Origin of the sequence: Azospirillum sp. B506, assembly GCF_000333595.1 — a bacterium.
Lineage (GTDB): Bacteria > Pseudomonadota > Alphaproteobacteria > Azospirillales > Azospirillaceae > Azospirillum.
Window position 1 is genome coordinate 1 of the sequence record NZ_BADK01000933.1, and the last position, 4,640, is coordinate 4,640.

A 4,640-nucleotide genomic window follows, 5' to 3' on the forward strand; every position below is an offset into this window, starting at 1 on the left:
GGATCTTGTTTTCCGTCGGGATGCCGTTGGCTTGCAGCACCTGGAGGATCATGGTGCCGAGCAACCCGCTTTCGGCATCCAGCTTGGAGCCGACGCGGACCGCGTCCGCCGCCTGCGCCGAACCGGCGATCAGGCCCAGCGCCAATGCCGCCGCACCAATCAACGCACGGCCTTTTTCGACGCCCCTGCCGAAGCCCTTATCGAAGATCGTGAACACCCCGGAACCTCCCCCCTGAAAGCATTGGGGAAAGGATGGGCGACGGCCTCGCTTACGGCAAGCCACGCTTTCCGTCTGTCCGATCCCGGATATGAGTTTTCGCCTATTTCCCTGAGGAACTTCCCATTTGCGCGACCTGTTGAACGGGAAATTACAGCAGGAGGATCCGATGTCCCAGGGCGACAAGGACAAATACACCGACAAGCAGAAGCGCAAGGCCGAGCATATCGAGGAGGGTTACGAGACGCGCGGCGTGTCGCACGAGGAGGCGGAGCGCCGCGCCTGGGCGACTGTCAACAAGCAGGACGGCGGCGGGAAGAAGGGCGGGTCGGGCGACAGCGCCTGAGACGCCCCCGGTTCCCGGTGCAGGGTCACAGGCCTTGGATGAGAGCGTCGGTGGTGGTCAGCTCACAGAACTCATAGCCGAGCGTGGCGACGTGGACCGCGTGGACCTGTTCGGCCGGGATGGTTCCGCCCTGTCCGTCGGGCAGCTCGAAACAATCGCAGGCGTCGGTGACCAGCGTGATCGGCCATCCAAGATTGACGCCGGTGCGGACGGTGGTGGACACGCACATGTCGGTCGAGATGCCGAACACCACCAGCCGTTCGATGCCCAGCCGGCGCAGGCGCAAATCCAGATCGGTACCGATGAAGGCCGAATTGACGCTCTTGCCCACCACGGCCTCGCCGTCGAGCGGCTCGAATCCGTCGCGGAAGCGGTTGCCCGGCTGTCCGGGGCGCAGGGTTGAGGCCGGCTCCACCGAATCGTGGCGCACATGGATGACCGGGCGGCCGCTGCGCCGCCAGGCCTCGACAAGCCGCAGGCCGTTGTGGTCGAGCGCGCGATTCCAGCGCCGCGGCCAGGACGGCCCGTCGAAGGCGCGCTGCATATCGACCGGCAGAAGCGCAGAGGCGGCGGGAAGCAAGGTCATTGGATACTCCGTGCAAATCGGCCATGGTCCCTGGCCACGAACTTCGGCCATGAACTTCTGCCGAAGGGGTGCCGGTTGCATCCCGGCAAGATGCCGGCCGGCCGGCATTCTGCCGGCGGGGTGGATGTGGGGACGGGGATGGACGAAAAGGATCGGCTACTGCTGGCGGCCTTGCGCAAGGACGCCCGCCGCACCTTGGTGGCGCTTGCCCGCGATGTCGGGCTGTCGCGCAGCGCCACCCAGGAGCGGCTTGACCGGCTGCTGCGCTCGGGGGCGATCCGCGGCTTCACCACCGTCGAGGATGGCCCGGCGGCGGATGGGGTCGACGCCTATTTCCTGCTGCGGCACGAACCGGGCCGCACCTGCGCGCAGCTGGTTCCTAGGTTGCGCCAGATTCCCGGTATCGTTGCAATGGACGCGGTGGCCGGCGCCATCGATCTGGTCGTCCGGGCCGAGGCGGCGGACATTCGCGGCATCGAGGCGATCCGTGCCGCCATCGTCGGCCTTCCCGGTGTCGCCGAGGTGACGACGCAGATGGTCCTCGAACGGTTCCTATAGGACCGGTGCCGGCGCGGTCAGGCGCCCCGATAGGTCCAGACGCTGTCGAGTGCCGCCGCATCGTGGTTACGAAGTACCGCGACATCCGCATGGGCGGGGGAGAGTTCGCACACCGGGTCGGTCGCGTCGGCGCTGCCTGTCAGAGCCAGGGCCTGACAGCGGCAGCCGCCCCAATCCTCTTCCTTGTGGTCGCAGGATTGGCAAGGTTCCGGCATCCAGTCGGTGCCGCGATAGCGGGTGAAGGCCTGACCGTCGCGCCAGATGTCGGACAGGCTGCGGTCATGCACCGTTTCGAACGCCATCCCCGGAATGGTCTCCGCCGCATGGCAGGGCAGGACACGGCCGCGCGGGGTGACGTTCATGAAGCGGCGAGCCCAGCCGCCCATGCAACTCTTGGGACGCCGGGCGTAGTAATCGGGCACGACATAATCCACCACGATCCGCCCGGCCAGCTCCGGCAACCGGGCGCGTACCGCCGCGTCCATCGCCAGCAGCTGCTCGCGCGACGGCATCAGCGCGGCGCGGTTGGCGAGCGCCCAGCCGTAATACTGCACGTTGGCGATCTCGATCCGCCCGGCGCCGAGATCCATCGCCAGATCGATGACGTCGTTCACCCGGTCGATGTTGTGGCGGTGCAGAACCGCGTTGATGGTCAGTGCCAGACCCTGCGCGACCACCGCCCGGGCCACCTCCAGCTTCTTGACATGGCCGCCCTTGAAGCCGCCGACGCGGTCGGCCCCGGCGGCCTCCGCATCCTGAAGGCTGATCTGCACATGCTGAAGCCCCGCCCGCTGCAACCGCTCCAGCCGTGGCCGGTCGAGCAGCACGGCCGAGGTGATGAGGTTGCTGTAGAGACCGATCTCAGTCGCGTGGGCGACCAGCTCCTCCAGATCCTTGCGGACGCAGGGTTCGCCGCCGGAGAAATGGACCTGGAGCGCGCCGGCATCCGCCGCCTCGTCCAGCACGCGCTTCCAGGTGGCGGTGTCCAGCTCGGCGCTGGCGGAGTCGAGGGCCACCGGGTTGGAGCAATAGGGGCAGCGCAGCGGGCAGCGGTGCGTCAGCTCCATCAGCACGGCGAAGGGCGGGGCCGGATCGTTCCGGGTTGCGGCGGCGAAGGCGGGCAGGGCGCAGCTCATCGAATGCACCTCATGTGACCACATAGCCCTTGTTGCGGAGGTCGGTCAGCATCTCCAGCACGTCGGCGGCGACCTCCGTGCGCGGGGCGTCATATTCGACCGTCAGCCGGTCGATGCCTGCAGCCACGTCGCCAATCTCCGGCCCGACGCAGGCGCGCACGATCGCCAGCGCCATCTCGTCCAACACCAGGAGCCGCTCCGGCGCCATCAGCATCCATTGGCCGCGCCGGCGGTCGTTGCGCAGCATGACGCCAGGCGCGAGCCGCAGCCGGTCGGTCTCTGCGACGTGGGGAACGATGGTGTTCACCGGCTGTACCGTGTCGCATCCATGTCCACCGGCACGAAGGCGCCGGGGGGGATCAGGTTGGGGGTGACATAGGCATGGTGCAGGGCGTCGAGCTGCGCCCACAGAAGCTCGGTCTTGAAGCGCAGCGCGCGCAGGCACTGCCGCTGCTGCTCTGCCGTGCCGGCGTTGTTCAGCACATAGTCCAGCCCGAACTCCACGTCGCGCGGCGCCTCGTCCAGCCGCTTGCGGAAATAGGACAGCGTGCTGTCGTTGGCGAAGGCATAGTTCTGCTCGAAACCGGCGATGCGCTCGCGGTGGATCGACGGCGCGAACAGTTCGGTCAGCGAGGATGCCACCGCTTCGAGCAGCGAATGGTCGCGGACGAAATTGACGTAGGCATCCACCGCGAACCGGGTGGCGGGCAGGATGCCCTCCAGCGACTTCACATAGTCGCGGTCCAGCCCCAGCCCGTCGGTCAGGCGCAGCCAGCGCTCGATGCCGCCGACCTTGGTCTCGTCCGGTTCGCCGGTCTGGGTCAGCCCGTCATGGTCCAGCACCCGCTGCAGCCAGGAGCGGCGCAGCGCCGGATCGTCCATGCGCGCCATGATTGTCAGATCCTTGCGCGGGATCGACACCTGATAATAGAAGCGGTTCAGCGCCCAGGCCTGGATCTGCCCCTTCTGCAGCTTGCCGCCGTGCAGAAGCTGATGGAACGGGTGGAGGTCGTGATACTGCCGCTCGCCGATGGCGTAGAGGGCGGCGCGGAACGCCTCGCGGGACATCGGGGCAGTGGAAGGCTCGGTCATAGGGTCAGCTCCAGCCCGTCATGGGCGATGCGCCAGCCGGCCGCCTCGGCCTCCGCCCGCTCGGGCGAATCCTCCAGCAGGGCGGGATTGGTGTTGTTGATGTGGATGTAGATCTTGCGGGTGACGGTCAGCGGCGCGAAGGCTGCCATGCTGCCCGCCGGACCCGACATCGGCATATGGCCCATCCGCGCCGCCGTCTTGATGCCGGTGCCGCTGCGGATCATCTCGTCGTCGGTCCAGGTGGTGCCGTCGAACAGCACCAGCGGTGCCCCATGCAGCCGGTCGGCCAGCCAGCCCGGCAGGCCGGCGCAGCCGGGGATGTAGAAGAAGCCGTCGCCGGACCCGTCGCTGGGGCGGATGCGCAAGGCCACCGTATCCTCGGCGATGGAGCCGAAGCCCGGCCCGGCCGAGGCGTCCTCCAGATAGAGCGCCACCTTGCCCGGAACTGCGAAGGCCTCCACTTCCAGCCCCAGCGGGCGGCCGTCGGCGCCGGCGGGCTGGAACGGCACATCCAGCGCCATCGGACGGCGGGCGACCAGCTCCGGATTCAGCACATTGAACACGCTGTTGGCGGCCAGAACGCCATGGACGCGCGGCGTGGCATAGACGGCGAAGGGGTGGGATTCGCGCAGGGTCAGCAGGCCGGCGACATGGTCGATGTCGGCATTGGTCAGCAGGGCCGCACCGATCGGATGCCACGCAGGC

At 67.9% G+C, this 4,640-nt stretch carries 7 protein-coding genes and 1 pseudogene; 2 read left to right on the top strand and 6 right to left on the bottom strand.

Going from position 1 to position 4,640, the window contains the following annotated elements; translation table 11 throughout:
- Positions 1–217: pseudogene (locus I71_RS28810) on the bottom strand (hypothetical protein); the annotation flags it as partial.
- A 169-nt stretch (positions 218–386) separates the two neighbouring features.
- Here I71_RS28810 and I71_RS38965 point away from each other — a divergent pair.
- Entirely contained in the window at positions 387–563 is a 177-nt protein-coding gene (locus I71_RS38965; protein ID WP_042702405.1) for a hypothetical protein, read from the top strand.
- A 25-nt stretch (positions 564–588) separates the two neighbouring features.
- Here I71_RS38965 and I71_RS28820 read toward each other — a convergent pair whose 3' ends face one another.
- Positions 589–1,149: a cysteine hydrolase family protein gene (locus I71_RS28820; RefSeq protein ID WP_042702397.1), complete on the bottom strand. Its 561-nt coding sequence runs from the start codon at positions 1,147–1,149 to the stop codon at positions 589–591.
- Positions 1,150–1,287: 138 nt separating this feature from the next.
- Here I71_RS28820 and I71_RS28825 point away from each other — a divergent pair, with 138 nt between their 5' ends.
- On the top strand, positions 1,288–1,707 hold the full coding sequence (locus I71_RS28825) for an Lrp/AsnC family transcriptional regulator (protein WP_049976384.1): 420 nt from the start codon (positions 1,288–1,290) through the stop codon (positions 1,705–1,707).
- Positions 1,708–1,724: 17 nt separating this feature from the next.
- On the opposite strand, the gene pqqE is transcribed toward I71_RS28825, so the two are convergent.
- From pqqE to pqqB, 4 genes are all read right to left on the bottom strand, one after another.
- On the bottom strand, positions 1,725–2,843 hold the full coding sequence (pqqE, locus tag I71_RS28830) for a pyrroloquinoline quinone biosynthesis protein PqqE (RefSeq protein ID WP_042702409.1): 1,119 nt from the start codon (positions 2,841–2,843) through the stop codon (positions 1,725–1,727).
- A gap of 10 nt (positions 2,844–2,853) precedes the next feature.
- On the bottom strand, positions 2,854–3,150 hold the full coding sequence (gene pqqD, locus I71_RS28835) for a pyrroloquinoline quinone biosynthesis peptide chaperone PqqD (protein WP_083897450.1): 297 nt from the start codon (positions 3,148–3,150) through the stop codon (positions 2,854–2,856).
- Positions 3,147–3,935 (bottom strand): pyrroloquinoline-quinone synthase PqqC, encoded by a 789-nt coding sequence (gene pqqC / locus I71_RS28840; protein ID WP_042702399.1) that lies wholly within the window; start codon positions 3,933–3,935, stop codon positions 3,147–3,149. Before pqqC ends, pqqD begins: the two co-directional genes overlap by 4 nt.
- The coding region (gene pqqB, locus I71_RS28845; protein ID WP_042702401.1) for a pyrroloquinoline quinone biosynthesis protein PqqB at positions 3,932–4,640 on the bottom strand (709 nt) is incomplete at its 5' end. The genes pqqC and pqqB, both read right to left, overlap by 4 nt.

What these genes read in the sequence shown, in the direction of transcription:
- I71_RS38965 (WP_042702405.1), top strand. Translation starts at nt 387, where the DNA reads ATGTCCCAGGGCGACAAGGACAAATACACCGACAAGCAGAAGCGCAAG.
- I71_RS28820 (WP_042702397.1), bottom strand. Translation starts at nt 1,149, where the DNA reads ATGACCTTGCTTCCCGCCGCCTCTGCGCTTCTGCCGGTCGATATGCAG.
- I71_RS28825 (WP_049976384.1), top strand. Translation starts at nt 1,288, where the DNA reads ATGGACGAAAAGGATCGGCTACTGCTGGCGGCCTTGCGCAAGGACGCC.
- pqqE (WP_042702409.1), bottom strand. Translation starts at nt 2,843, where the DNA reads ATGAGCTGCGCCCTGCCCGCCTTCGCCGCCGCAACCCGGAACGATCCG.
- pqqC (WP_042702399.1), bottom strand. Translation starts at nt 3,935, where the DNA reads ATGACCGAGCCTTCCACTGCCCCGATGTCCCGCGAGGCGTTCCGCGCC.